The sequence below is a fragment of the Geobacillus sp. WSUCF1 genome, from assembly GCF_000422025.1.
Lineage (GTDB): Bacteria > Bacillota > Bacilli > Bacillales > Anoxybacillaceae > Geobacillus > Geobacillus zalihae.
This window is the reverse complement of sequence record NZ_ATCO01000236.1, coordinates 1-3,216: the sequence shown is the minus strand read 5'-3', so window position 1 is coordinate 3,216 and position 3,216 is coordinate 1. Positions and strand designations below refer to the sequence as shown.

Sequence of the window (3,216 nt, the reverse complement as noted above, 5' to 3'; positions counted from 1 at the left end):
AATCAGTAGGTTGCGGGTTCGAGTCCTGCAGTCGGCATTTTTTATTTATGGAGGGGTAGCGAAGTGGCTAAACGCGGCGGACTGTAAATCCGCTCCCTTTGGGTTCGGCGTTTCGAATCCGTCCCCCTCCATTCATAAACGGGCCTATAGCTCAGCTGGTCAGAGCGCACGCCTGATAAGCGTGAGGTCGGTGGTTCAAGTCCACTTAGGCCCATTTTTTATGACAGATGGCAAGAGCAATTCTTGCCATCTTTTTTTATGCCATCGCTAACGGAGCGATAGGCCCGTTTATGCGGGCGGGAATCGGGCAAAATAAGCGGCGGGGAACGGCATGTTTTTGCGGAAGGAGGGAAGAGGATGGCTGAAGCTACCTTTTATATCGATGGGGCGACGTCGCCGCAGCCCATTGCGCGCATTGAACATCTTCTTAGTGGGCTCGACGGCGTGGAGCGCTCGCTCGTCGACACGGAAGATGGGGAAGTGAAGGTTCAATTTGATGAAAAAAAGATTTCGAAGGAACGCATCGTCTTGACGTTGCAGCAGCACGGATTCCGCTTTCAGTAGCAAATTGGCGGCTGTTGTCGACAGTGTAAGGGTGTCCGATTGGGACACCCTTTTTTCTTAGCCACGGCCTGCCGCTGATCATTTCAAACCGGGAAGCCTTTCATTTCCCATTGTAAGCGCCGGCGGGATCGCTCCGTTAATGGACGTACTTTCCGTAATCTGGGACAGCGATGCGGTCAAAATCACAAGCGAGCTTCGTCAGCCCATCGCGCAACTCGTCTCCCGCTACTGGGGCGCCGTGTCCCGTGACAGCGACCGATGGGAAGAGGGCGGCCAATTTGCGCACCGATTCGCGGGCGGCCGTCCAGTCGATCGTATAGTAGCGCGGCGGGCCGGTAATTTCGGTTTGCTGGGTCAATACTTTGTACAGTGAGTCTTGGCGGACCGTGACAAACGCATCGCCAGCGATCAAGGCCGCATCGCGCGGACGGAACAAGGAGATGTGGCCCGGTGTGTGCCCGGGGGTGTGCAGCCAGCGGAACTCCGGCAAATGCGGGACAGTGCCGTCCTCAGGTAGAGGTTGGACGCGGCTGCCAAGCTGGATCGGTTCGTTTGGGAAAAACGGCGAGATTTTGGCGAGAAGTCCGCCTTCAACGGACGCGTCCGGTTCGGGATAACGCGCTTTGCCGGTTAAATACGGCAGTTCGTCTTTGTGGGCGTACACCGGCACATTCCATTCCCGGACGAGTTCAATTAAGGCTCCGACGTGGTCAAAGTGGCCGTGGGTTAAAATAATGGCTTGCGGGCGGCTGCCGCTGCCAAAGCGGTCTTCAACAGCGGAAATAATATCGTCCGCTGACCCCGGCATTCCCGCATCGATCAAGACGAATGCGCCGTCGCCAGGGCGGCCGACGAGGCAAATGTTGACGATTTGGATCGTATGGCAGTACAAATCGGGCAGCACGCTGACGCCGACGCCGCTTGCCAAAGACGTCGCGGGAATAACATGATAGTCTTCTCCGTAATGCAACGGTTCATCAGCCATTAAAATCCCCCTCCTTTGCATCGTTGTCCAACGATAGCATGCCGCATCGACCTGTCTCCTATACAAAAGAGCTGCCGTCTAGCTCGACATGGATCGCCAAAGAATGGTACAATAAGGAAAATACAATGGCACAAGGAGGCTGCAAACGAATGAGCATTTTGAAAAAAGGATTGGCATTCGGGCTGGGATTGGCGATTGCAAGCAAAGAACAAGTGGAAAAGATCATTGACGAGCTTGTCAAAAAAGGCGAATTGTCGCTTGATGAATCGAAGGAAGTGATCGATCAATGGAAGCAGCAGACCGAAGCGCGGAAAACGGAAGTGCAGCGGCTTGTACGCGAGCAAATCAAGCAGGTGATCGACAAGCTTGAATTGGCAACAAAAGAAGACGTGCGGCAGCTTGAAGAGCGAATCCGCCGTCTGGAGGAAAAAGAACAAAGCGGGCAGTAAACCGATGCGGCCTGTCCGCTCGCTTTTTGCCGCCTTAGGAGAGATGTCCCGATGATCGGAAAACGGATGCGCCATATCGGAAGGTATCACGAAATCGCCGTCTCCTTGCTTCGGCACGGATTCGGGATGATCGTCGATGAGCTCGGCTTTTCGTCTTTTCTTTCTTTGCCGCCGCGATGGAGAGCGGAGCAAGGGAAAAAGGAAGGAAAAACGGTTGGGGAGCGGCTCCGCCTTGTGCTCGAGGAGCTCGGCCCGACGTTCGTGAAGCTCGGGCAAATTGCCAGCACACGGCCGGATTTGATTCCCGCTCCGATCATCAGCGAGCTCGAAAAACTGCAAGACCAAGTTCCGCCGTTTCCGTTTGCCGACGTTCGCCGGAGGGTGGAAACAGAACTTGGGGGCTCGCTTGAAACCTTGTTTCGTTCATTTGACGAAACGCCGCTCGCTGCCGCTTCGCTCGGACAAGTGCACCGGGCGGTTCTTCCTTCCGGACAAGCCGTGGCGGTGAAAGTGCAGCGTCCGCACATCGCTGCGCGGGTGGAGACGGATCTGGAAATTTTGCAAGATTTGGCCGTGCTGGCGGAACGTCGTCTCGATTGGGCGGCAACCTACCAATTGTCTGAAATTGTCGATGAACTGGCGCGTTCATTACGGCAGGAGCTGGATTATACCGTCGAGGCGCGCCATGCGGAACGGTTTGCACAGCAGTTTGCCGACGATTCGTCGGTGTATGTCCCGAAGGTGTTTTGGGATTATACGACGAAAACCGTGCTCACGATGGAATATGTCGAAGGAATGAAACTTGGGGAGCTCGAGCGGCTGAAAGCGAACGGCCACTCCTTAAAAACGATCGCCGAGCGTTTGGCTGAAGCAACCTTTAAACAAATGTTTGAGCATGGATTTTTTCATGGCGACCCTCATCCTGGCAATGTATTTGTTCTTGACGATGGAACGCTTTCCTTCATTGACTTTGGCTTGATGGGCCGCCTTCGCCCCCATGTCAAACATCATCTTTCTTCACTCATCATCGCCTTAATGCGGCAAAACACGGATGGGGTGTTGGGTGCGATCTACGGCTTAGGGATTGTTCCTGACGGAGTCGATGAAGGAAAATTGCGCGATGATCTTGACGAGCTGCGGGAGAAATACTACGGCGTCCCGCTCGGTGAGATCAGTCTTGGGGAAGCCGTCGAGGATTTGCTTTCGGTGGCATTTCGC

Annotated in this window: 4 protein-coding genes and 2 tRNA genes; 5 read left to right on the top strand and 1 reads right to left on the bottom strand. The window is 54.6% G+C overall.

The features are described 5' to 3' along the window. The first annotated feature begins 49 nt into the window (after nt 1–49). From I656_RS00635 to I656_RS00645, 3 genes are all read left to right on the top strand, one after another. Nucleotides 50–131 (top strand) — tRNA-Tyr (locus I656_RS00635). A gap of 9 nt (nt 132–140) precedes the next feature. Then, nucleotides 141–214: transfer RNA gene (locus I656_RS00640), tRNA-Ile, on the top strand. Nucleotides 215–357: 143 nt separating this feature from the next. Beyond that, nucleotides 358–564 carry a heavy-metal-associated domain-containing protein gene (locus tag I656_RS00645; RefSeq protein WP_020756836.1) on the top strand — a complete coding sequence of 69 codons (207 nt, stop codon included), beginning with the start codon at nt 358–360 and terminating at the stop codon, nt 562–564. Nucleotides 565–700: 136 nt separating this feature from the next. On the opposite strand, the gene I656_RS00650 is transcribed toward I656_RS00645, so the two are convergent. Beyond that, a complete protein-coding gene (locus tag I656_RS00650; RefSeq protein WP_033006834.1) occupies nt 701–1,549 on the bottom strand; it encodes an MBL fold metallo-hydrolase in 849 nt (282 codons plus the stop codon). A 149-nt stretch (nt 1,550–1,698) separates the two neighbouring features. On the opposite strand from I656_RS00650, the gene I656_RS0116975 reads away from it, so the two are divergent. Both I656_RS0116975 and I656_RS00655 read left to right on the top strand, forming a co-directional pair. Beyond that, a complete protein-coding gene (locus tag I656_RS0116975; protein ID WP_025950623.1) occupies nt 1,699–1,998 on the top strand; it encodes a phasin family protein in 300 nt (99 codons plus the stop codon). A 51-nt stretch (nt 1,999–2,049) separates the two neighbouring features. Continuing rightward, the coding region (locus tag I656_RS00655; protein ID WP_020756833.1) for an AarF/ABC1/UbiB kinase family protein at nt 2,050–3,216 on the top strand (1,167 nt) is incomplete at its 3' end.

Coding starts and splice junctions, on each gene's coding strand:
- I656_RS00645 (WP_020756836.1), top strand. CDS start 358: ATGGCTGAAGCTACCTTTTATATCGATGGGGCGACGTCGCCGCAGCCC.
- I656_RS00650 (WP_033006834.1), bottom strand. CDS start 1,549: ATGGCTGATGAACCGTTGCATTACGGAGAAGACTATCATGTTATTCCC.
- I656_RS0116975 (WP_025950623.1), top strand. CDS start 1,699: ATGAGCATTTTGAAAAAAGGATTGGCATTCGGGCTGGGATTGGCGATT.